This is a genomic window from Streptococcus infantis (assembly GCF_015546995.1).
In the GTDB taxonomy this organism is placed as follows: domain Bacteria; phylum Bacillota; class Bacilli; order Lactobacillales; family Streptococcaceae; genus Streptococcus; species Streptococcus infantis_J.
In genome coordinates, this window is the sequence record NZ_JADMUH010000013.1 from 17,572 (window position 1) to 39,817 (window position 22,246).

Here is a 22,246-nt window from a genome sequence, read left to right on the forward strand (position 1 = left end):
TATTATAAGTGAACTGCTTATTCTTGTTCAGCAGCTTCTTCTGTTGTTTCCGCTTTTGCATTTTCTTCTGCTTCAAAGGCTGCTTTAGCCTCTTGAGCTGCTCTTTCGCGGGCTTTTTCAAGGTCATCTACGTGGATGACATCTTCGTCCATTCCTTCATCAAGGTCACGAAGTTCCACTTCTTGATCATCTTCGTCAAGGACACGCATGTCAAGACCAAGAGATTGCAATTCTTTTACAAGAACTCGGAATGATTCTGGAACACCTGGTTTTGGAATTGGTTTTCCTTTTGTAATAGCTTCATAAGCTTTCAAACGTCCGTTGATATCGTCAGACTTGTAAGTCAAGATTTCTTGAAGGACATTTGATGCACCATAGGCTTCAAGCGCCCAAACCTCCATCTCACCGAAACGTTGTCCACCAAACTGAGCTTTACCTCCGAGTGGTTGTTGTGTAACGGTTGAGTATGGTCCGACTGAACGAGCATGCAATTTATCATCAACCATGTGGTGGAGTTTGATCATGTACATGACCCCAACTGACACACGGTTATCAAATGGTTCACCAGTACGTCCATCGTATAGGATCGTCTTAGCATCGCTGTCCATACCTGCTTCTTTGACAGTGTCCCAAAGATCTTCAGAACTTGCTCCGTCAAAGACTGGTGTTGCGATGTGAATGCCAAGAGTACGAGCCGCCATACCAAGGTGAAGTTCCATAACCTGACCGATATTCATACGTGATGGCACCCCAAGTGGGTTCAACATGATATCGACTGGAGTTCCATCCGGAAGGTAAGGCATGTCTTCTACAGGAACGATACGAGAGACAACCCCTTTGTTTCCGTGACGTCCGGCCATCTTATCTCCGACCTTAATCTTACGTTTTTGTGCGATGTATACGCGAACCAGCATGTTGACACCAGATTGCAATTCATCACCGTTTGCACGTGTAAAGATTTTAACATCACGAACGACACCATCGGCACCGTGTGGTACACGAAGGGAAGTGTCACGAACTTCACGAGATTTGTCACCGAAGATAGCGTGCAAGAGACGCTCTTCAGCAGAAAGATCTTTTTCACCCTTAGGTGTTACTTTACCTACAAGAATATCCCCTTCTTTAACCTCAGCACCGATACGGATGATACCCATTTCGTCGAGATCTTTAAGGGCATCTTCACCAACGTTTGGAATTTCACGAGTGATTTCTTCAGGCCCAAGCTTTGTATCGCGAGTTTCTGATTCGTATTCTTCAAGGTGAACAGATGTGTAAACATCGTCTTTCACCAAGCGTTCGCTCATGATAACGGCATCCTCGAAGTTGTAACCTTCCCATGTCATGTAGGCAACGATTGGGTTTTGTCCAAGCGCCATTTCACCTTTCTCCATAGAAGGTCCATCAGCGATAAAGTCACCTTTTTCGATAACATCGCCAACTCGAACAAGGGTACGTTGGTTATAAGCAGTACCTGAGTTTGAACGACGGAATTTTTGGATGTGGTAAACATCAAGGGAACCATCTTCACGGCGAACTTCTACTTTGTCCGCATCCGCATAGGTAACCTTACCACCATGTTGTGCAATAACTGCCGCTCCTGAGTCATGGGCTGCTTGGTATTCCATACCAGTACCAACGAAAGGCGCTTTAGGATCGATCAACGGAACAGCCTGACGTTGCATGTTGGCTCCCATGAGGGCACGGTTGGAGTCATCGTTTTCCAAGAAAGGAATACATGCTGTCGCAACGGCAACTACCTGCTTAGGAGAAACGTCCATGTAATCTACACTAGACGCTGGATACTCTTGGTTAACCCCTTGGTGACGTCCCATGACAACTTTTTCAGCAAAAGTTCCATCTGCGTTCAATTTAGAGTTAGCCTGAGCTACTGTGTATTCATCTTCTTCATCGGCAGTCAACCAAACAATTTCGTTGGTAACTTTACCAGTTGCACGGTCAACCTTACGGTATGGTGTTTGAATGAAACCATACTTGTTGAGGTGCCCGTAAGAAGACAAGTTGTTGATCAAACCGATGTTTGGTCCTTCAGGTGTTTCGATTGGACACATACGACCATAGTGAGTGTAGTGCACGTCACGCACTTCATATCCAGCGCGGTCACGTGTCAAACCACCAGGTCCTAAGGCAGACAAACGACGTTTGTGAGATAACTCAGAAAGTGGGTTGTGTTGGTCCATGAACTGTGACAATTGTGAAGAACCAAAGAATTCTTTGATCGCCGCAGTCACTGGACGGATGTTAATGATTTGTTGAGGTGTCAATACTTCGTTATCTTGAACAGACATACGTTCACGAACATTACGTTCCATACGTGAAAGTCCAAGGCGTACTTGGTTGGCAAGCAATTCACCAACAGCACGAATACGACGGTTTCCGAGGTGGTCGATATCATCGATACGACCGATGCCTTCAGCCAAGTTTAGGAAGTAGCTCATTTCAGCAAGGATATCTGCCGGAGTGATAGTGCGAACTTTATCATCTGGATTTGCATTTCCGATGATTGTTACAACACGGTCTGGATCAGTTGGTGCCACAACCTTGAATTTTTGAAGAACAACTGGTTCTGTCAAAACAGCTGAGTCATTTGGAGTGTAGACAATCTTATTCAAATCGCCATCCAAGTGACTTTCGATGCTTTCGATGACATCGCGAGTCATAACAGTACCTTTTTCAACCAAGATTTCACCAGTTTCAGGGTCCACCAATGGTTCAGCAATTGTTTGGTTGAGCAAACGAGTTTTAATATTTAATTTCTTGTTAATCTTGTAGCGTCCAACAGCTGCCAAGTCATAACGACGTGGGTCGAAGAAACGAGCCACAAGCAAGGTACGTGAACTCTCAGCAGTTTTTGGTTCACCTGGACGAAGACGCTCATAAATTTCTTTCAAAGCTTCGTCTGTACGAGAGTCCATTGGGTTTTTATGGATATCTTTTTCAACAGTGTTGCGAACCAACTCGCTGTCACCAAAGATATCAAAGATTTCGTCATCGCCTGAGAAACCAAGTGCACGAACCAAAGTCGTAAATGGAATTTTACGTGTACGGTCGATACGAGTATAGGCGATGTCTTTTGAGTCACTTTCCAGTTCCAACCAAGCTCCACGGTTAGGGATAACAGTTGAACCGTAGCCCACTTTACCATTTTTGTCTACTTTATCATTAAAGTAAACACCTGGAGAGCGCACCAACTGTGATACGATAATACGTTCACCACCATTGATGATGAAAGTACCCATCTCAGTCATGATTGGGAAATCACCAAAGAAGACTTCTTGAGTTTTGATTTCGCCAGTTTCCTTGTTAATCAAGCGGAAAGTTACAAAGATTGGTGCTGAATAACTTGCATCATGGATGCGAGCTTCTTCAAGCGTATATTTAGGTTCTTTGATTTCGTAGCCAACAAATTCCAACTCCATTGTTTCTGTGAAGTTTGAAATTGGCAATACATCTTCAAACACTTCCTTCAGACCATGGTCTAGGAAATCTTTAAATGAATCAGTTTGAATTTCAATCAAATTTGGTAAGTCAAGAACTTCTTTGATTCTTGAAAAACTACGACGGGTACGATGTTTCCCGTATTGAACGTCATGTCCTGCCAAGATGATTCTCCTTTGTAAATAAAGTTCCAAGCTTAGTCGTCTAAGCTAATAATTATCGTTTAATGGTTCTAAAACCCCTATCAACTTATCCCCCTTGACTAATTTTTCAGAATCTTTAAATCTCTGTTACAGATGCAAAAAATACCGAAAAAAAGCACAAAAAGAGCAGTTAAATCTGACTTTTTTCAGGAGATTTAACTGCTGTGAGCCTTGTCCGGACAATATTTCAGACAAAACCTACGACAAATGATTACTCATATTATACCCGATTTTCTCTAATTTTTCAAGTCCTTTGAAGGATTTTTCTTGCTTTAATATAGTTGTGGCTTGTTTTCAGAAAAGGTGATTTTCATACATCAACCTTACTGTGGTTTTTCTAAGATAAAAATTTCATCCGAAGAATAACTGCTTTCCTTGTAGCCTAAGCTTTCATATTGTTTGACCAGCTCAACATAGAGTTCGCTCGTATCCTTACTCTTTCTTGGAATCACTACAAAATCAATAGACGAATCCACTTTCTGACCGTTGTGATAGAAAATGTCATATAATTTTTGATGTTTTCTAAGAATTGGTGTGTATGGATGTTCGGCGACAACTGAAGATTCAGACGGCAAACTTTCTAGTGTGTATTGTATATTTTCAAAATTTTGTTTATTCTGATGATAATAGCCAATATTAAAATTCCATTTATGCGTCAACTGGTGTAAGAGTATTCCAGATACAACGATACCTATCGTAACTGTAAGAACAATTAATTTTTCTTGTAAAATCTTGTGGATTTGAAGTTCTTCCAAAGATAGTAGAGCCATTAGAAATAGTAAAGCTCCACTTCCATAGCTATACTGAGCGCCAATATCATATTGATAAATCCAGTTAGGCAACAAATTAATGACAACAAGTGGTAGAGCCAATAAATAATTTTCCCAACTACGTTGAACAAGAGGTAGGAAACAAAGTGGAGCAAGCATTAAGAACAAATAGCCTAATCTTTTCGCGGTGAAAATTGTACTGATCACATATTCTGGATGGGTCAAGAGATTTTTCAAGACCATGAGCAATCCACTCTCACCATTCTGTAGGTAGGTATCGAAACGAGAGACCATACCTCCTTCACCATAAGCACTCAAGAGATACATCGCAAACATGAAATAAACAATCGGTAAAACGATATCTGCTAACAGTATCCGTACTTTTGTTGTTTTCGATAAGGTGAAACGTTTTTGTAAAAGGAAGTAGGCGCCAATACTAATAACATAGATAAAGGCATCTTCCTTTACTAACAAAAGCAGCAAAGTCGAACCTATGATACCCAGTTTTTGCTCGGAAACAATGAAATAGAATAACCAGAATATCAAAGCAGTTAGGAAACAATTCTCATGGAGATGAGTCCCTCCTGAAGTTGTAATAACTGGGAATAAAACAAACCATGCTACCGTCAATATATTTGTTAGTTTAGAAAGTTTGAATTTAGGAAGCAGTAGTTTCAGAGGAATAATTGCAGAAAAAGCAACTAAGACCTGTAAAATGTCTAACGTCTCTACATATGGGAATAATTTATAAAAGGGAAGCATTAGATAAAAGATTGGAGAAACGTGTACCGCAAAATGGGAAAGCACTCTGTCTCTCTCTAATGTTGTAATCGGAGTCCAATCTGTATTCATACGCTCAAACATTTGAGAAAAAATACCAATGTCAAAGGTAGTTACTTCAATTGTCTTGACTTTATAGTAGACAACGGCACAGAGATACAAAACATAAATAATGCTAAGAGACAAGACTGCCCACCATACTATTTTTTTATGTTTTTCTAAAAACTCCTTTACTGGTAACTGTACAAAAAGCAAAATCAGTACAGCAGAAACAATCACTGCTAAAACGACTGGCCAAATTAATGTATAAAATCTTGTAGTCGTTAAATCAACGGCATGAAAACCAAGCGCCGTATCATTAAAATTAGAATCAACTAAGGTTAACAACCGGGGGAGTGTCCCTACTACCGTAAACAAATATAAAAAAGATAAGGTTTCACCTTTGAACTTAAAAAACACAAAGAGAATCACAGCCAAAAGTAGTAAACCTAGCGCCAGGAAAAATGAAATACTTTTATAGACAGCAAAAAATAAGGCTAGGCATGAAATAAGAATATTAATCCTACGAATATTGAGGGATGACTTTATTTCCACTACCCCAATGAATACAGCTGCTATAAGAAAGACCAAGATTTTGTCAAAAAAAGGTCCCGAATTTAGACTTAGAAAAAGATCTCGCGGAGCATAGTGCAATAAATTCAGTAAAATAACTATTAAATATGCACCGAGACCATACGATAAAAATTGCTTTCGTTTTTCAAAAATATTTCCTAGTACTTTTTCCACAGTTATAATCCTCCTAATAATAAGATAATTGTATCATAATCCTTCCATTCCTTCTATCCTTTTTTGAATCTTTTGCAACACTATCAATGTCAATCCAGATGCTTAGGAGTGATAAAAACAAGAAAAATCCTCCCCATGTAGGAAGGATTGTTTGGATTTAATGAGCCAACATTTCTTGAGCAATCTCTTGACCTGATAAGCCATCTGGATAGTAGGTTGGCCAGTTGTCCATCTCTTCAAAGAGGGCTTCTTGGCTAGTGCCTCCAAAGAAGATATGGAAATGCTCTGCCTTGACCGGAGCGATATTGTGGTCGCTAAACTGAACATACTTGAATTGCCCAGCGTCCGCATCAGTCGCTTCAAAGAGGAAGCGTACTCCACGATTCCCTTTCTTATAAGTCAAGATTTTCTTGTCGACATACTTGTAAGTATATTTCTTACTTTGACCACCTTGGATGAATTCCATAGTATTATCCGTGATGTTAATCTTGGTCACATCTGTTTGGTAGCCCTTTTGATAGTAAGCCTTATACTCATCCTTGGTCATCTTACCAGTCAATTTAGCCTTGTAGTCAAATACTTGGTCAAGAGTCCCATCCTCAAGGAAAGGATAGATAGACTGCCAGTTGCCAGCATAATCACTTAGGGTACGGTCCTTAACATCTGCATCCTCAAAGTAGCCATTTTGAACGGTTTTAGTTTCCTCTGCCTTTTCTGGTTCAATCTCTGCTCCTGCCTGATCAGTTGTCTGCTTGAGTGCCTTGAGGTTTTTCTCCATGACAGAGACATAGTTTTCTCCAGCCTTCATGTCCTCTTCGGTCAAGCTTTCAAGAGGATTCAGAACATCTAACTTCACTCCTGTTTCTTTTGAGAGGGTATTCGCTAGGGCTTGAGAAGCATTTTCTTCAAAGTAGATATAAGAGATTTTATTTTTCTTGATGTACTCGGTCAATTCTGCCAAACGGCTTGCTGAAGGCTCCGCATCTGGTGAAAGACCTGAAATAGAGACTTGATTGAGTCCGTAATCCAAGGCTAGATAACGGAAGGCTGCGTGTTGAGTCACAAAACTCTTTTGTTTTGCACTAGAAAGTCCTTCAGTATAGGCCTTGTCCAAGGCTTGCAGTTTTTCGATATAGGCTGCTGCATTTTGCTCAAAAGTCCCCTTCTTATCTGGATAGTCAGCTGAAAGACTATCACGGATATGTTCTACAAGTTTGATTGCACGCGCAGGAGACAACCATACATGAGGGTCATACTCGTGATGATGACCTTCTTCACCATGGTCATGGTCTTCCTCTTCTTCACTTCCTGGAAGAAGCAACATATCTCCAGTAGCCTTGATTGTTTTTACTTTTTTCGCATCTAGTGAATCTAAAAGCTTAGGAACCCAAGTTTCCATATTTTCATTCTCATAAACAAAGGCATCAGCATCTTGGATTTTAGCGACTGCCTTAGGTGATGGTTCATAGTCATGTGGCTCTGTTCCAGCCCCGATTAAGAGTTCAACATTGGCTGTGTCTCCTGCTACTTGCTTGGTAAATTCGTAGACAGGATAGAAAGTTGTGACGATATTTAATTTCCCATCTGCTTGTTTTTGATTAGAACAAGCAACTAAGAATACCGTCACAAGACTTGCCAAAAGTAGGCCTAGTTTTTTCATGTACTTCTCCTATTTGATAAAACGTTTGAGTAAGCTGACTACTAAAAAGACAACTACAAAGATAAGAGTGATACTTGCACTAGGAGGTGTCTCTGCATAGTAGGAAATATAAAGTCCTGCCACCATGCCTAGAAAACCAATGGCGCTAGCAAGTATCATCACAGAACTAAAGTTTTTACCTAGACGCAACGCGATACTAGCTGGTAGGACCATGATGGTCGATACCAAGAGTGCTCCCGCCGCTGGGATCATAAGGGCAATAGCCACACCCGTTACCATGTTAAAGAGAATAGACATGGTACGCACTGGAAGACCATCGACAAAAGCTGTATCCTCGTCAAAAGTTAGAATATACATAGGTCTTAAAAAGAGGAAGGTCAGGATTAAAACAACTGCTGCAATAACAAAGAGACCAATGACCTGCTCTTGACTAATAGTCACAATAGAACCAAAGAGGTATTGGTCCAGACTCATAGAACTAGAGCTCTTACCCTTACTCATAACAATAAGTGAAACTGCAAGTCCTGTAGACATGAGAATGGCTGTTCCAATCTCCATAAAGCTTTTATAAACCGTACGTAGGTATTCAAGGAAGACCGCTGCAATCAAGACAATCACAATGGTTGAGATGGTCGGAGAAATTCCTAAAACCAAGCCAAAGGCAACCCCCGAAAGCGAGACGTGGCTGAGAGTATCACTCATAAGACTCTGACGACGCAAGATAAGGAAGGTTCCCAAAACTGGTGAAAAGAGACTCATGGCAATAACAGCCAAAAAGGCCCGCTGCATAAAATCATAAGACAGTAGATTAAGCATGCTCCACCTCCTGATCACTTTCATGGACATTGAAGCAACGCCATGGGGAATCTTGGTCTCGGACCAGGTGAATATTACGATCTGCGTAATCCTTGACTTCTTCAGGATCGTGGGTAATCATCAAAACAGCCTTGCCATGATGGTGGGCACTGTGGTGCATGAGTTCATAAAACTCATCCTTGGTTCCCGCATCCATCCCTGTCGTCGGCTCATCCAAGATAAAGATATCAGGATCTGAAGCAAACATACGTGCGATAACAGCCCTTTGCTTTTGCCCGCCAGAAAGGGAACCAATCCTTTTGTCTCGATGTTCCCACATTCCAACAGAGTTTAAACTAGCCTTGATATGTTCCTCATCATGGGAATTCAAACGACGGAACCAGCCTTTTCTTGGATAACGACCTGATTTGACAAATTCATAAACAGTACTTGGAAAACCTGCATTAAAACTTGCAATCTGTTGAGGAAGGTAGGCGATTCTTAGTTTTGTCCCACGAGTGTTGGTCTTTGAAATGGTAACTTTGCCAAATCTTGGTTGCAAAATACCCAGACTAGCCTTAATTAGCGTTGTCTTGGCTGCTCCATTTTCTCCAGTGAGGGTGACAAATTCCCCACTATCGACACTATAGTTGATGTGCTCAAGCACAGGTTCCTTGTCATAATAGAAGGACAAATCCTCTACTGTGATGTATCTCATTACTTGATTTCTCCTACTAAAGCAGTTAAAAACCGCTGGATAATTTGTTGCTCCTCAGCCGAGAATTGACTGGCAACTTGTTCATAAGTCGATAGGGTGTGCTCATGATGATGGTGGTGCTCCTCAGCAATCGGTCGAGCTAGATCTGTCAATTGATAGAAAATCACTCGAGCATCCTTTGGATCCTTAGACGTTTCCAGCATCCCCTCTTTAATCAAGGACTTAATGGCCTTGGTGACGGCTGCTTGACTGACATTGAGACGGCGAGCCAACTCAGAGTTAGTTAAGGACTCCTCTGATAAGAGCATAAGAATATGCTCCTGGGTATTAGTCAAAGCCACTTCACTGGTACAATGACCAATCAATATTTCATGCTGATTTTCAGCTTTCAGGATTACTTCATTTAAAAAATGATCAATTTCTGTTGCTAATTGTCTCATGAACTTCTCCTTTCCATAACTGTATTTCCATAAATACAAAGGTCTTTCGTCGTTTCTTTACTAGTTAAGTATATCACATCCAAGAATGGAGTCAAGAAAAAAGATGAAAACAATTTTTTATGTTTTCATTTTCTTGATCTCTTTTTACTTACCCTTATTCAAATGAAGAGGTCGCTACAACACTGTCCATTACCAAAAATCATTCATTACAAAGAGCCCAAACTAAGGTTCAGGCTCTGTTGCTATTTATTGAAAATCTTTGATATTACCATCGTAATCCGCCCAATCCTGGCTGAAGAACCGATCATTCATTTGATAATTAGGAGCTGTTATTGGATTGCTCAAAAAAGGATTTACAACCTTGTCAAACGCCAACCAGCCTAACCAACCGATATGAATCGTATCCTTGACAAAGTATGGTTCATCACCATCTTTTGAAAAGTCAGCGATGTTGGTGAACCCTTGACTTTCCAATTGGTATCGAATTTTTTCGACAGTGTGTTGATACATTTCTTCACTCAAGCCTGTATAATCCATCCATTTTTTATTGACAGGTTGAAAAACAAAAATCACATTGACCTTAGACTTGGCAAATTGATCGAGTACTAACTGTAAATCATTGTACTCAGGCGATTTTAGAAAGTTAAAATTCTTCTGAGAGCCTTCCCACTTTTTTAAATCCTTCTTTAGCTGAGTATTGTAAAAATGGTTTTCCATACCCAAATCATTATTGGTCGTATTTTCTTCACCCTCTTTTCGAGCGATAGCTTCCAATTCTTCATAAGAGAATTGATCAGGGAGATTGCCCAAATATTTTTCAACGTGATTTTTGTACCTTAATCGCCCACGAATCGAGAATTGGCCAAAAAGAGCAGATTGCTTTTCGTTGAATTCTGCAGAAACTGTAATTATTGAATGATCGAAGTCTGACAACTGTTCATTCTTAGCCAGCTTTTCAACAATCCCTTTCAGAGAGATTCCTGGATTTTGTTTCAAAAGTCTGTTGGCAGCAAACTGAGAGGCAGCATCTCCAGATTGTTTTTCCAAAAAGGCAGTCAGCTGATCGTTATTAAAGTAAGTTTGGAAAATAGTCGGGTCATGATCCTCTTTTGTAAACCATTGTGGAGAAATCACAAATACAGCTTGTTTATTTTCAAGTTCAGATGTGATTTGTTGCATTCCAAAATACTGACTAAGAGACGCTGCTCCTGCCTGCCCCATAAAGTAAGGGCGATAAGAACGATTATACTTTTCAGCTAGTACCGCCGGATGCATATTATCAAAGCGCATCCACTCACTTGACCCAAAGAAAGGGATAAACCGCATATCAGGGTCTGTAAGAGCTCTCACTTTTTGGCTTCTCTCCTTGAAGCTCTCTGCACTTATAGAGGCTGCAGAGTATTTTTCCTCCATAAGATTATGACTTTTACTGCTAGGATAGAAAAAGATGAGTAGTAGAACCAAGACACCCGCTACAAGGAGTGGTCCAAAAATCAACCACAGGCGTTTAAGCATTCTTTAACTCCGTAATCCCTGCTACGATTTTATTGGCTGTATTCCAGTCATCACGACCAAATTCTGTAACCGGGACACGAATATCAAAGCGATTTTCAATTTCTACAATCAATTCAACTGTTCCCATGCTGTCCAATACACCTGCATCAAAGAGATCTTCATCCATCATGTCAGAAACATCTTCCATAAACAGTTCATCGATAATTTCAATAACTTCTGATTTGATATCCATTTTTAAATTCCTTCTATTTTTTAAACCATAAATCATTCAAAAATCCGGAAAAGATTAAGAATGAAACCATTACGACATGGAAGGTTAGCACCATGCCAAGTAACTGAGCCCAACGATTCTCAAGCAAGGGAGGTCGCCCTGCTTTCTTACGTTCCTTATTGAGCGTTTTTTTCTTCCGAACCCAGGCATCATTCATCACTAAGCCTATCCCATGAAAGAGTCCGTAAGCGATATAAAACCATGTTATCCCATGCCAGAAGCCCATAAGGAGCATATTCAGGATATAGGCGACACTTGAAGTCACATTTCGATTCTTAAACAATTTCTTTCTCGTCATCAACAGAACCATGCGCATAAAGACAAAGTCACGGAACCAGAAAGATAAACTCATGTGCCAACGATTCCAAAACTCTTTCAAATCTCTCGACAAGAAAGGTTTGTTGAAGTTGATCGGACTACGAATTCCCATCAGATTTGAAATTGCCAAAGCAAACATAGAATAGCCCGCAAAATCAAAGAAAAGTTCCAAACCAAATGTATACATGACTGCGACTACATAATAGTTAAAGAGACCACCTGTCTGCAAAGCTAAATTCTTTAGCGGTGGTAATAAAATCTCGCCTAAAATATGAGCTAGGATAAATTTATACAGAAATCCCCACATGATATACCGAACGGACTCGGCTAGCATATCTAGCAACTCATCGCGCTCTGGTATCGTCCTATAATTTTCATTAAAACGTTTGAAACGATCAATAGGACCACTTGAAAATGTCGGCATAAAGAGAAGAAAACGCAAATACTCCCATATCTTCAAATCCTTAATGACTCCATCTCTGAGTTCGATGATAATCCCCACCGAACGAAAGGTCAAATAAGAAATTCCCAAGAACCCAAACAAAGACTGCGTTCCATTGATAGCCGGCTGCACCTTGACAAAGATAATCGGAAGGAGGGACAGAAAACTAACGAGGTAGAATACCCACTTGCCATCCTTACTTTTTCGATAGTGCTTGTAAAAAAGAACCAGTACAATTTGCCAAATCAGATAAAGCCCTAAGGCGGCTAATTGATTGGTCTTTCCACCCGTCAACATAGTGACGATAAAGAAGAGACTAACCAATATTTCATACCAAGCAAAACGTTTTTTGAAAAAAAGACCGATAAAGATTGGTAAAATTGCAGCAATCACATACAAAAAATACTGCGGATTCCCATACGGCTCAATATGAGGTAGCTGTTTCAGGAAATCCATCATCTATTATTCACCTCATTAATCAATCCTTTAATGTCAATCTTCCCATTTGGAGTTAGTGGTAAATCCTCTCTATAAAGGAACTTAGATGGCATCATATAAGACATCATAATATCTTCCAAGTCTTCCTTGATAGCTTTGGTAATATCAATCTCGCGTTCAAATTGCTCTTTGACGCCATCGTTTAAGATGACATAGGCCAAGAGATTTTGGACCTTGTGATCTTTGTTGTAACGCGGAACTGCGACAGCAGATTCAACGTACTTGGATTTGTTCAAGTTTTGAGAGACATCCTCTAGTTCAATACGATAGCCATTAAACTTGATCTGGAAGTCCATCCGTCCACCGTAAAGAAGAAGGCCTTCATCTGTCATAGTTCCAACATCTCCAGTGTGGTAGGCAAGCAAACCTTCAAATTCGAAGAAAGCTTCAGCTGTTTTTTCAGGATTATTCATATAGCCTTTTGAAACAGCAGGTCCAGATACGATGATTTCCCCTTGTTCCCCATTTGGTAATTTATTGCCTTCTTCATCAACGATAAAGGTTGGTGAATCAGGTTTGGTGTAACCAATTGGCAAACGTTTCAAGGTTGCCAACATCTCATCTGTAATAGCGACTGCTGACAAAGCTACCGTCGCTTCCGTTGGACCATAAGCATTGATGATACGCGCATTTGGAAAACGCTCGCGCAATTTTTGAGCAGTTTTAACTGTCAACTCTTCTCCATCGAAGTAGAAATGGGTAATCCCTGGCATCTTTTCAGCATTGAAATCGTCAGACAGCATGGCCATATCTGCAAAAGATGGTGTCGAAGTCCAGATAGCAATCGGGAGAGAGAAGATGGTCGCAAATAGTTGTTTGAAATCTTGAGTGATGGCTGATGGAAGGGCAAAAAGCGTTCCTCCAAGAGCCAAAGTTGGTGCCCAGTACATGACAGACAAGTCAAAGGAATAGGGCGGTTGTGCCAACATTTGCGGACGCTCTGGCGTCGCAAATTCCTTGTCCGTAATCATCCAGTTGGTAAAGCTGAGCAAGTTGTCGTGCGAAATTTGCACCCCTTTTGGTTTCCCAGTAGTCCCTGAGGTAAAGATAATGTAATAGTTATCATCCCCCTTGACCGGATGTTGCAAGTCATACGCATTCTGAGCCGCATAAGCTTCACGTACTTGCTCCAAGGGTATGATTGGAGCAGCTGGGTTTCCCAATGGAAATTCATTGATAGCGATGATTAAGCTTGGTTCTGCTACTTCAAGAATGGCAGACACGCGCTCCAAAGCAGAATGGCTATCAATTGGGATATAGGCATGGCCAGATTTTGTCAAGGCCACAAAAGTAGCCAACATCTCATACTCTTGACCACCAAAAACAACTACAGGAGATTTCTCGGGTAAGTCTAGTCGATCAATAGCTGCAGCCAAGCTATCTGAATCAGCCTTCAATTGACCATAGGTATGCTCTTCTCCAAGAACATTATATACTGGAAAAGCAGGCTGAGTTTGAGCAAAATACTCAATTCTTTCAATCATATCTCTAATTGGCTTATTAGACACGATTCGTTCTCTCCTTAAAACTAAAATTCATTGTAAATAAAGCTTCCCTGACTTTGCCCTAAATAACTAAAGAAATAAAGCAAACCCAGTAAAACAATAAAATACAGGGCAGTTTGCCCTAAAAAAACATAGTATGGTTTCTTTTTATTCATGATTGATTTCTTTTCTATAAATTTTTATCATTTTTTTCTCAAACATACAATTACTATTTTATCTTGTTCTCATTTTACCACTTTATTCCCTTTGTTTTCAACTGTTTACCATTTTTTAGAAGTTGATTTTAGCTTATTTTAAGACAAGTCAAGCTAGGAATAAAAACATCATCCCTTTGTTATCTAGCGCAAACAATTTTAAATCATGCAATTTGAAAGACTAGCAAACACCCCACTCCCCCTTTAAGCATTTTTATGCTAAAATAGTAGCTATGGATAAAATTATTAAAACTATATCAGAAAGCGGGGCTTTTCGTGCTTTTGTTCTAGACAGCACTGAAACCGTCCGCACTGCTCAAGAAAAACATCAAACCCAAGCTAGCTCAACTGTGGCGCTTGGTCGAACTCTTATCGCTAGCCAGATTCTCGCAGCCAATGAAAAAGGAAATACCAAGCTGACTGTTAAAGTGCTTGGATCTAGCTCTCTAGGGGCAATTATCACCGTCGCTGATACCAAGGGAAATGTCAAAGGCTACGTTCAAAACCCTGGAGTTGACATTAAGAAGACTGCAACAGGAGAAGTCCTCGTTGGACCTTTTGTTGGTAATGGCCAATTTCTGGTTATCACAGACTACGGTACTGGAAATCCTTACAACTCTATGACTCCCCTCATCTCGGGAGAAATCGGTGAAGATCTAGCTTTCTACCTAACAGAAAGTCAACAGACCCCTTCAGCAGTTGGCCTCAATGTTCTTTTAGACAAAGACGACAAGGTCGAAGTTGCCGGTGGTTTCTTGCTCCAAGTATTGCCAAATGCCAAAGAGGAAGAAATCGCACGTTTTGAAAAACGAATCCAAGAGATGCCAGCCATTTCAACTCTTCTAGAAAGCGACGATCATATCGAAGCCCTTCTCAAGGCTATCTACGGCGACGAACCATACAAACGTCTGTCTGAAGAAGAAATTCGTTTCCAATGCGACTGTAACAAAGAACGCTTTATGGACGCTCTTGCTAGCCTTCCAAGCTCAGATTTGCAGGAGATGAAGGACGAAGACCACGGAGCAGAAATTACTTGTCAATTCTGCCAAACTACTTATCATTTTGATGAAAACGACCTGGAGGAACTCATTCGTGACAAATCTTAATACACCTTTTATGATTGGGAACGTCGAGATCCCAAACCGGACGGTCCTCGCACCCATGGCAGGTGTGACCAACTCAGCCTTCCGCACAATTGCAAAAGAACTTGGAGCTGGGCTAGTGGTCATGGAAATGGTCTCTGACAAAGGTATCCAATACAACAACGAAAAAACCTTACACATGCTTCATATTGACGAGGGCGAAAACCCTGTTTCCATCCAACTTTTTGGTAGCGATGAAGATAGCCTAGCTCGCGCAGCAGAATTCATCCAAGAAAACACCAAGACCGATATCGTGGATATCAACATGGGCTGTCCAGTTAACAAAATCGTGAAGAACGAAGCTGGGGCTATGTGGCTCAAGGACCCAGACAAGATCTACTCCATTATCAACAAGGTCCAATCTGTCCTTGATATCCCCCTCACTGTCAAAATGCGTACGGGCTGGTCTGACCCATCCTTAGCAGTAGAAAACGCCCTAGCTGCTGAAGCTGCAGGTGTTTCTGCCCTTGCCATGCACGGTCGTACCCGTGAACAAATGTATACTGGCCATGCGGACCTTGAAACTCTTCACAAGGTTGCACAAGCTCTTAATAAGATTCCATTTATCGCCAACGGTGACATCCACACTGTCCAAGATGCAAAACAACGCATCGAGGAAGTCGGTGCTGACGCAGTTATGATTGGCCGAGCTGCCATGGGAAATCCTTACCTCTTCAACCAAATCAACCATTACTTTGAAACTGGAGAAATCCTCCCTGATTTAACCTTTGAGGATAAGATGAAAATTGCCTACGAACATTTGAAACGCTTGATTGACCTCAAAGGAGAAAAGGTTGCCGTCCGTGAATTCCGTGGACTAGCTCCTCACTACCTCCGTGGGACATCTGGAGCAGCTAAACTTCGTGGTGCTATTTCACAAGCAAGCACCTTAGAAGAGATTGAAGCACTCTTACAATTAGATAAAGCATAATCTTCTATCTCACAAAAAAGGCAAAGCTCAAAAATGAGCATTGCCTTTTTATATATTTTTATCTTGCAAATCTAGTTGCTTCACTCTAGCTATATAGTAGGACATAATCAAAAATAAATTGAAGCTGACAATCCAAATAGACCATTCATGGAAAAAATGCATAGATACAGCCAAACTAATTGCCCCCACTACGAAACTTCCTACAACAATCCCATAGTTCAAGGCTTGACGACGATATTCTTGAATATCTCCTTCTCCTCTAACGATGCAATACAAAGCAGTCAACATCTTTCGGTAATTTCCAGAGGTCATAAAAATGACATAGGGATGATCTTCAATCAAACTCCCCGTAAATGTTAGCATCATCATGCCTGTTCCAAAAGCAATAAAAGGTACTTCTAGCAAAGGAAATCGAGAAAAGAAGGGCAAAAGAAGAGTTCCAATAAATAAGGGAAGCAGCATCTTAACCCGCCAATAGGCTGTTTTGCGATATTCTTTCATATGTAATGCAAAAAGAAATCCTAGGGAAAAGAAAATAATGGAGCAGAATCTCAACATAGTATTGATGACATGTGAGTCGTGCCAATCTGATATCAGTAGGAGAATATTCCCTGTCTGTGTTGCCACCAAACTATGGTACTGGATATGACAGAACACATCCAAAGAACCACCTATAAAGCCAAGAAACACTCCCATGAGTCGTGTATTTTGAGGTAAAATTAATTTATCCGCCATTGCTTTATCACTCATTCCCTTTTGATTCATTTATTATACCACTTCTATTAGAGAAATTAAGTGAAAAACAGTTGAACTACTCTTTTATAAATCTAAGTCTAGACAAGATTTGAGACAGCTTTCTATGGTTGAATCAGAACAACACTAGATACCGTACCATCTGCCCCTGTTGTAATTTGGATAACTTTTCCTCCACCTACTTCAGCATTGTATTTTCCATCATCAAGGGTATAAGAATAGCTTTGAATAGAGTAGTTTTCTTTCTTACCATCAGCAGATTCTACTGTAAACTGGCCATTTGATGAGACAGTGATAGTTTCACCATTAGCCCCCTTCCAATTCCCAGCTGCAGCCGAAAAATCTTTGTCCACCATAGTCAAGACACCTTTATAACGTTTGTTATGTTCCGCTTGCTTATCTTGAAGTTTACGATCAGTTGCTGGATCATAAGTTGACTGACTTGCTGGATTGGATTGACTTTGTGAAGTCTGTTGCTGTGGAGCTTGTGGAGTTTGCGCTGCTCGATTGGCCTCTTGTCCTTGAGTTGTTGGACTTGAAGCTTGTTCAGAGGAAGCTTGAGCTTTTTCTGAAGTAGTGGTGCTTGTTGAAGCTTGAGTTTTACTTTCTTTGGTTGAAGAACTCGCCTTTGAACTTGATGTGGTTTGTGTTGTTTTATTTGCATTGTCGTTTTTAGCTTCTTCTTTTTTATTACCGCATGCTCCTAAAAGCAAAGTTGAAGCTAATACGGCTACTGCTAATAAACGAATTGAATGTTTTGTTTTCATAATGCGCCTCCTGTGTAATCTTTTTGAAATATTGTGAAATACTTCTGTAATATTATTGTAATATTTGTTTTATGGTTTGTCAACTATTTATATATGGTTTTGGTTTTTATTTGTACTTGTTCTTTTTAATCCTCCTATCTCTATTATTCGTTAAAAATTTAAAAAACAGGAAATTTTTCCTACTAAAAATACTATATTTTATAAGTGTAATCGCTTGCATTTTTTTCTTGAAGGTCTATAATAAAATTGAAATAGGATATTGGAGGTGTAGGTTTATGTCAAAGAAATATTACAAATATCTTCCTTGGTTGATTATTGGCGCTTTCTCTTCTTATGGGGTTGCTACTCATTACGCTCAAACAACATTTGATTTGTTCTACTTAACCACTATTTTCATGATTGTTTATGTGTCTCTAATGTACTTACACGAACATTATTTAAAATATAAATACAAAGATTTATTCATTCGAATCATGAGCAATTCTAATAAAGATAAACATCCTTAAACAAAAAGAGGTCGGGACAAAATCCCGACCTCACTTTTTTATTTTAATCGATAAATAGTGATAACTTCCTTTTGAGGAATCCGTTTAAATCCAACTTCCTCTAAGCTGTCTCCATATTTTGATAAGAAACTATCATTCGTGTCTGATTTGCCTGGACACAGAGTTCCAATGAGGGCTAACCCACCATCCACTGTGAACTCATCCTCTAGTAGATAAAGGAAACGAGGGTCATAGTCGATAGCTTTTTGAATCTTCTTGATGGATGTTTGAATAATTGTTAAGTGGTCAAATGCAAAGTCCTTTTCCTCAAGTTCCTTGCCATCCAAGTAACACTTGCCTGTATGAAAGTCAACATCTACAAGAACGACTTCTTTTGCATCATCTCCTGCCTTAGCCAGGTCAAACGCTTGACCAGGTAGGTAAACCAAATGGGCAATGGTAACTGTCCAACCTCTAGGATCACGACCAGGAGTAGATACTGTCACTAGCTGCTCAATTTTTTCCAGTGGAAGCTCAAGACTGATTTCTTCTTTTACCTCACGCTGACAAGCATGGGCAGCATCCTCCCCTTTATCCATAAAACCACCAACTAGCGCTAAACAATTTTGAAAAGGGTGTGCCTTCCGACGAATCAGAAAGAGTTTCATTTTCCCTTCTACAAAGCAATAGGCTACCATATCCACAGTCACGCTTGGTTTTTCATACTGAGGGAGTGCTTGCTTGTGGTACCAGTCTAAAAATTCAGCTTGACTAGCGTGAACTTCAAAGTACTCTTTTTCTGTCATCCCGGTTGGAATAGTTTGATTCATCATCTTCTACTTCCTTTCTGCAATTGATGGCAATGAAGAGGGTGGATCTACAAATTATAGATTCATAGTTCTTGTTTTATACAATCTCAAATTTCAATTGACCAGCTTTGACGCCAATCTTAAGTGTCTTACCTTCTTTCAATTCACCTGTAAGAAGGAGTTCTGCTAGTTTGTCTTCTACTTCTGTTTGCAGAGTTCTGCGCAGTGGGCGAGCTCCCATTTCTGGATCATATCCCTTCTGAGCTAGAAGCTTAAGGGCAGATGCTTGGAGTTTCAAGTCAATGCCTTTTTCTGCGAGACTTGCAATCAATGGTTTGACCATAATCTTAACCACTTCCTGCATATCTTGACTTGACAAGCTGTGGAAGACCACTTTTTCGTCAATACGGTTGATAAACTCTGGACGATAAGCTTTTTTCAACTCTTCGAACATCCGTTTTTCCATATTTTCTTGGTCAAAACGAATATCCTTAGCTCCAAAACCGACTGTCTTGTCATCACGAAGAGCTGTCGCACCAAGGTTTGACGTCATGATAATAATGGTATTAGAGAAATCAACCTTGCGACCCTTACTGTCTGTTAAGACACCATCATCCAAGACCTGCAAGAGCACATTAAAGATATCTGGGTGTGCCTTTTCTACCTCGTCAAAGAGAAGTACTGAGTATGGTTTGTTACGAACCTTCTCGGTCAACTCTCCGCCCTCTTCGTAGCCTACATATCCTGGAGGAGCTCCATTGAGACGACTAGCTGCGAATTTCTCCATATATTCACTCATGTCAAAACGAATGAGGGCTGACTCGTCATCAAAGAGAACTTCTGCCAAGGCTTTGGCTAATTCAGTTTTACCAACACCTGTTGGTCCAAGGAACATAAAGGATCCAATTGGACGTTTGTTATTGCGGATCCCTGATTGATTTCTGCGAATGGCACGACTGATGCTTGATACCGCTTGTTCCTGTCCGATAACACGTTTATGCAGTTCAGTTTCAAGATTGAGATACTTCTTAGCATCCGTTTGTGTCAATTTTTGAACTGGAATACCTGACAAGCGACTGAGTGTTGTCAAAATATCAGACTCTTTTACTAGATCTTTATAGACTGGAACTTCCTGTTCTTTTGAAATGAGCTGAGCTGCTTGTTTCCATTTGCCATCCATCAAGGCCTTGTCTGCTGCTGTTAAACCTGACTCATCTTTTTTAGCGTGCTTCGATTTATTTTGGACAGTTGCTGCCGCTTCATCCAAAAGATCAATGGCTGAGTCTGGCAAGTGACGACTAGTCAAATAGCGATGTGCCATTTTGACAGCTGTTTCGACTGCATCATCTGTAATTTGGACATGGTGGTGTTTCTCATAAGTTGCTTTCAAGCCACGCAAGATAGCCATACTATCAGCCACACTTGGTTCCTCAATCATCACTTTTGCAAAGCGACGAGAAAGGGCTGCGTCTTTTTCGATGTGTTTTTGGTATTCTTCCTGAGTGGTTGCCCCAACAGTTCTCAGAGTTCCACGCGCTAGGGCAGGTTTCAGGATATTGGCCGCATCCAAGGTCGAATCAATACCACTTCCAGATCCCATAATAGTATGAAGCTCATCGATAAAGAGGATAACCTTGCCATCTTCCTCGATATCTTTGATGATATTGTTCATACGTTCTTCGAAGTCTCCACGGAAACGAGTTCCCGCAACCACATTCATCAAATCGAGTTCTAGGACTCGCATCTTAGCCATCTCATCAGGTACATTTCCGTTGGCAATTCGCTGTGCAAGGCCAAGTGCCAGAGCTGTTTTACCAACACCTGCATCTCCAACTAGAACTGGATTATTTTTTGTTTTTCGACTCAAGATTTGAATCATACGAGAGATTTCTTGGTCACGTCCAATAACTGGTTCCAATTTGCCTGAACGAGCTTGCTCTGTGAGGTCATGAGTGTAATCTTCCAAACCACCACTTGGAGTTTGAGGCATACCCATCATATTTGCCATAGAATTTTGCTTATCTGCTACTGATCTGTGGCGCTGACGCAGAGCCTTCAAATCTTCCTTTGTCCAACCAGCACGCGCTTCAAGACTACGACGAAGTCCAGCAATCTTAACCTGGTCCTTCTTATCTTCGTAAGAAAATCCAGATTGCTCTAGGATACGAGTAGCTAAGGCATTCCCATCATGTAAAATAGCATAGAGAACATGTTCAGTTCCCAAAACTTTTGCATGCACTACAGAAGCAATATGTTCAGCCTCTAGAAACAAAACTTTCAAACGGTGTGAAAAAGAAAGCTCCTGATACTCTTCTTTATCGCCGTGCTTTGCCTCTGTAAGTTCTGCCGCAACTTCCTCCAAACGATCAATTTCATATGGAAATTCATTTAAGGTCGCCCCAGCTACACTGTAATTATGATTTGCCATTGCAATCAATAGGTGCCAAGACTCTAAGTATTCTGCCTCATAATGACTTGCTACTAGAAAGGCACTATCTATACATTCTTTCAATGCTTTTGAATATTTCATGTGGTCTTATTTTCCTTTTCTATCTACCTCTTGTAGTAACTGCTTAAGCATATTAGCACGGATTTGATTTGCTTCCTCACCTAAAATACGGTCTGTAGCCATAGCTACTAATAAATTCATCTCTTGGCTTGTCAGCAAGTCTTGCTCAAACAAGAGTCTTAAAACATCTTCAAAAACAACCTGGCTAACTTCTTCACCTACTGAATACAACAAATCTCGAAGCATTTCATGATGATTGGAGAATTCGATTCGTCCAATACGAATATAGCCTCCACCACCCCGTTTACTCTCAACTAGATAGCCTCTACTTTCTGTAAAACGAGTTTTGATGACATAGTTAATTTGGCTAGGAACTACTTGAAAAGTATCCGCTAATTGGCTTCGTTGCAATTCAACCATACCTGACTGCTCCAGAATCGCCTTGATATAAGCTTCTATATGGTCTGATGTATTTTTAAATCTCATAGCACTCCACCTC

The 22,246-nt window shown here is 40.4% G+C and carries 19 protein-coding genes; 3 read left to right on the plus strand and 16 right to left on the minus strand.

The annotated features are described in order from the left end of the window. Positions 1-17: 17 nt before the first annotated feature. The 11 genes from I1J71_RS05735 to I1J71_RS05785 all read right to left on the minus strand — a co-directional run bounded on the left by I1J71_RS05735 (position 18) and on the right by I1J71_RS05785 (position 14,312). Positions 18-3,620 carry a DNA-directed RNA polymerase subunit beta gene (locus I1J71_RS05735; RefSeq protein WP_195184051.1) on the minus strand — a complete coding sequence of 1,201 codons (3,603 nt, stop codon included), beginning with the start codon at positions 3,618-3,620 and terminating at the stop codon, positions 18-20. 362 nt (positions 3,621-3,982) lie between these two features. Next, a complete protein-coding gene (locus tag I1J71_RS05740; protein ID WP_195184052.1) occupies positions 3,983-5,995 on the minus strand; it encodes a DUF2079 domain-containing protein in 2,013 nt (670 codons plus the stop codon). Between the two features lie 157 nt (positions 5,996-6,152). Then, entirely contained in the window at positions 6,153-7,655 is a 1,503-nt protein-coding gene (locus I1J71_RS05745) for a zinc ABC transporter substrate-binding protein AdcA (RefSeq protein ID WP_195184053.1), read from the minus strand. Between the two features lie 9 nt (positions 7,656-7,664). Further along, positions 7,665-8,471 (minus strand): metal ABC transporter permease, encoded by an 807-nt coding sequence (locus I1J71_RS05750; protein WP_195184054.1) that lies wholly within the window; start codon positions 8,469-8,471, stop codon positions 7,665-7,667. Further along, a complete protein-coding gene (locus I1J71_RS05755) occupies positions 8,464-9,168 on the minus strand; it encodes a metal ABC transporter ATP-binding protein (protein WP_195184055.1) in 705 nt (234 codons plus the stop codon). Before I1J71_RS05755 ends, I1J71_RS05750 begins: the two co-directional genes overlap by 8 nt. After that, on the minus strand, positions 9,168-9,608 hold the full coding sequence (adcR, locus tag I1J71_RS05760; RefSeq protein ID WP_195184056.1) for a zinc-dependent transcriptional regulator AdcR: 441 nt from the start codon (positions 9,606-9,608) through the stop codon (positions 9,168-9,170). Before adcR ends, I1J71_RS05755 begins: the two co-directional genes overlap by 1 nt. Positions 9,609-9,854: 246 nt before the next feature. Beyond that, positions 9,855-11,123 carry a D-alanyl-lipoteichoic acid biosynthesis protein DltD gene (dltD, locus tag I1J71_RS05765; protein WP_195184057.1) on the minus strand — a complete coding sequence of 423 codons (1,269 nt, stop codon included), beginning with the start codon at positions 11,121-11,123 and terminating at the stop codon, positions 9,855-9,857. Continuing rightward, entirely contained in the window at positions 11,116-11,355 is a 240-nt protein-coding gene (dltC, locus tag I1J71_RS05770; protein WP_000351968.1) for a D-alanine--poly(phosphoribitol) ligase subunit DltC, read from the minus strand. Before dltC ends, dltD begins: the two co-directional genes overlap by 8 nt. A gap of 13 nt (positions 11,356-11,368) precedes the next feature. Continuing rightward, the gene (dltB, locus tag I1J71_RS05775; RefSeq protein ID WP_195184058.1) at positions 11,369-12,613 is read right to left on the minus strand and encodes a D-alanyl-lipoteichoic acid biosynthesis protein DltB; all 1,245 of its coding nucleotides are present in this window, start codon (positions 12,611-12,613) and stop codon (positions 11,369-11,371) included. Then, a complete protein-coding gene (gene dltA, locus I1J71_RS05780; protein WP_195184059.1) occupies positions 12,610-14,160 on the minus strand; it encodes a D-alanine--poly(phosphoribitol) ligase subunit DltA in 1,551 nt (516 codons plus the stop codon). The genes dltB and dltA overlap by 4 nt, the downstream gene beginning before the upstream one ends. Before the next feature lie 20 nt (positions 14,161-14,180). Beyond that, positions 14,181-14,312, minus strand: coding sequence for a teichoic acid D-Ala incorporation-associated protein DltX (locus I1J71_RS05785; protein ID WP_195184060.1), 132 nt, complete (start codon positions 14,310-14,312; stop codon positions 14,181-14,183). Positions 14,313-14,584: 272 nt separating this feature from the next. Between I1J71_RS05785 and hslO the strand changes: the two genes are divergently transcribed. Continuing rightward, positions 14,585-15,457 (plus strand): Hsp33 family molecular chaperone HslO, encoded by an 873-nt coding sequence (gene hslO / locus I1J71_RS05790; protein ID WP_195184061.1) that lies wholly within the window; start codon positions 14,585-14,587, stop codon positions 15,455-15,457. Further along, entirely contained in the window at positions 15,444-16,424 is a 981-nt protein-coding gene (gene dusB / locus I1J71_RS05795) for a tRNA dihydrouridine synthase DusB (protein WP_195184062.1), read from the plus strand. The genes hslO and dusB overlap by 14 nt, the downstream gene beginning before the upstream one ends. Before the next feature lie 48 nt (positions 16,425-16,472). Here the strand turns inward: dusB and I1J71_RS05800 are convergent, their stop codons facing one another. Both I1J71_RS05800 and I1J71_RS05805 read right to left on the minus strand, forming a co-directional pair. Further along, positions 16,473-17,159, minus strand: a complete 687-nt coding sequence (locus I1J71_RS05800; protein WP_195184077.1) for a DUF1275 family protein — start codon at positions 17,157-17,159, stop codon at positions 16,473-16,475. Between the two features lie 122 nt (positions 17,160-17,281). Further along, positions 17,282-17,944: a hypothetical protein gene (locus tag I1J71_RS05805; protein WP_195184063.1), complete on the minus strand. Its 663-nt coding sequence runs from the start codon at positions 17,942-17,944 to the stop codon at positions 17,282-17,284. Between the two features lie 275 nt (positions 17,945-18,219). Here I1J71_RS05805 and I1J71_RS05810 point away from each other — a divergent pair, with 275 nt between their 5' ends. After that, on the plus strand, positions 18,220-18,450 hold the full coding sequence (locus I1J71_RS05810) for a hypothetical protein (protein ID WP_006152390.1): 231 nt from the start codon (positions 18,220-18,222) through the stop codon (positions 18,448-18,450). A gap of 38 nt (positions 18,451-18,488) precedes the next feature. Here the strand turns inward: I1J71_RS05810 and I1J71_RS05815 are convergent, their stop codons facing one another. The 3 genes from I1J71_RS05815 to I1J71_RS05825 form a co-directional block, all read right to left on the minus strand. Further along, on the minus strand, positions 18,489-19,262 hold the full coding sequence (locus tag I1J71_RS05815) for an NUDIX domain-containing protein (RefSeq protein ID WP_195184064.1): 774 nt from the start codon (positions 19,260-19,262) through the stop codon (positions 18,489-18,491). 73 nt (positions 19,263-19,335) lie between these two features. Continuing rightward, positions 19,336-21,768, minus strand: a complete 2,433-nt coding sequence (locus I1J71_RS05820) for an ATP-dependent Clp protease ATP-binding subunit (RefSeq protein ID WP_195184065.1) — start codon at positions 21,766-21,768, stop codon at positions 19,336-19,338. Between the two features lie 6 nt (positions 21,769-21,774). Continuing rightward, a complete protein-coding gene (locus tag I1J71_RS05825; protein WP_195184066.1) occupies positions 21,775-22,233 on the minus strand; it encodes a CtsR family transcriptional regulator in 459 nt (152 codons plus the stop codon). Positions 22,234-22,246 lie beyond the last annotated feature (13 nt).

Excerpts from the sequence above, each read along its gene's own strand:
- I1J71_RS05820 (WP_195184065.1), bottom strand. The coding sequence starts at position 21,768 with ATGAAATATTCAAAAGCATTGAAAGAATGTATAGATAGTGCCTTTCTA.
- I1J71_RS05785 (WP_195184060.1), bottom strand. The coding sequence starts at position 14,312 with ATGAATAAAAAGAAACCATACTATGTTTTTTTAGGGCAAACTGCCCTG.
- I1J71_RS05750 (WP_195184054.1), bottom strand. The coding sequence starts at position 8,471 with ATGCTTAATCTACTGTCTTATGATTTTATGCAGCGGGCCTTTTTGGCT.
- I1J71_RS05825 (WP_195184066.1), bottom strand. The coding sequence starts at position 22,233 with ATGAGATTTAAAAATACATCAGACCATATAGAAGCTTATATCAAGGCG.
- I1J71_RS05805 (WP_195184063.1), bottom strand. The coding sequence starts at position 17,944 with ATGAAAACAAAACATTCAATTCGTTTATTAGCAGTAGCCGTATTAGCT.
- I1J71_RS05745 (WP_195184053.1), bottom strand. The coding sequence starts at position 7,655 with ATGAAAAAACTAGGCCTACTTTTGGCAAGTCTTGTGACGGTATTCTTA.
- dltD (WP_195184057.1), bottom strand. The coding sequence starts at position 11,123 with ATGCTTAAACGCCTGTGGTTGATTTTTGGACCACTCCTTGTAGCGGGT.
- I1J71_RS05755 (WP_195184055.1), bottom strand. The coding sequence starts at position 9,168 with ATGAGATACATCACAGTAGAGGATTTGTCCTTCTATTATGACAAGGAA.
- hslO (WP_195184061.1), top strand. The coding sequence starts at position 14,585 with ATGGATAAAATTATTAAAACTATATCAGAAAGCGGGGCTTTTCGTGCT.
- I1J71_RS05800 (WP_195184077.1), bottom strand. The coding sequence starts at position 17,159 with ATGGCGGATAAATTAATTTTACCTCAAAATACACGACTCATGGGAGTG.
- dltC (WP_000351968.1), bottom strand. The coding sequence starts at position 11,355 with ATGGATATCAAATCAGAAGTTATTGAAATTATCGATGAACTGTTTATG.
- dltB (WP_195184058.1), bottom strand. The coding sequence starts at position 12,613 with ATGATGGATTTCCTGAAACAGCTACCTCATATTGAGCCGTATGGGAAT.
- I1J71_RS05815 (WP_195184064.1), bottom strand. The coding sequence starts at position 19,262 with ATGATGAATCAAACTATTCCAACCGGGATGACAGAAAAAGAGTACTTT.
- adcR (WP_195184056.1), bottom strand. The coding sequence starts at position 9,608 with ATGAGACAATTAGCAACAGAAATTGATCATTTTTTAAATGAAGTAATC.
- I1J71_RS05810 (WP_006152390.1), top strand. The coding sequence starts at position 18,220 with ATGTCAAAGAAATATTACAAATATCTTCCTTGGTTGATTATTGGCGCT.